Consider the following 675-nt stretch of genomic DNA (forward strand, 5'->3'; position numbering starts at 1 on the left):
ATGTTAGGTAACGTTTAGTCTGCTAGTTCAAGCAAGTAGCATAATTGCTAAAGATCTATTAATTGACTTATGGTTATTAAATGATCATTAATAGGAAATACAAAGTAGATTTTAAGATTATCGTATAATCAGGAAGCCATGAAGATAGACTTTGTAAAACTATATGGTGGTTAGTATAGTAAAATTACAATGTGTAATAGTAAAAAACCATCAATATCCCGCAGCATATTGATGGTCAAAAACAAAGATAAGTAAATATGGCAAACTTATGCGTTTACGGTTCAGTTATTTTTTCTTAGTAGGGCCAAGCAACATACCCATTTGTCGGCCTTCCATCTTTGGATACTGCTCGACGTTAGAGATCTCAGCCGTATCTTCGATAATGCGCTCAAGTTGTTTACGACCAATATCTTGGTGCGCCATTTCACGTCCACGGAAACGAATGCTCACTTTAACCTTGTCTTGATCTTCTAAAAAGCTGACGATTTTTTTCAGTTTTACCTGATAATCAGCTTCTTCAGTACTCGGACGCAGCTTCATCTCTTTAAGCTGAGTTTGCTTTTGGTTCTTTTTAGCCTCTTTCGCTTTTTGCTTTTGATCATAGAGGAAATGCTTATAATCCATGATTTTGCATACTGGCGGCTTGGCATCGGGCACTAATTCAACTAAGTCTAG

The 675-nt window shown here is 36.4% G+C and carries 1 protein-coding gene; it reads right to left on the reverse strand.

Annotated elements, in window-relative coordinates:
• Window positions 1-285: 285 nt before the first annotated feature.
• Window positions 286-675 (reverse strand): translation initiation factor IF-3 (gene infC / locus ACS8FD_RS21125; protein ID WP_439277309.1); only part of this gene is annotated, 390 nt, incomplete at its 5' end.

This window comes from Psychrobacter sp. 1U2 (assembly GCF_051847575.1).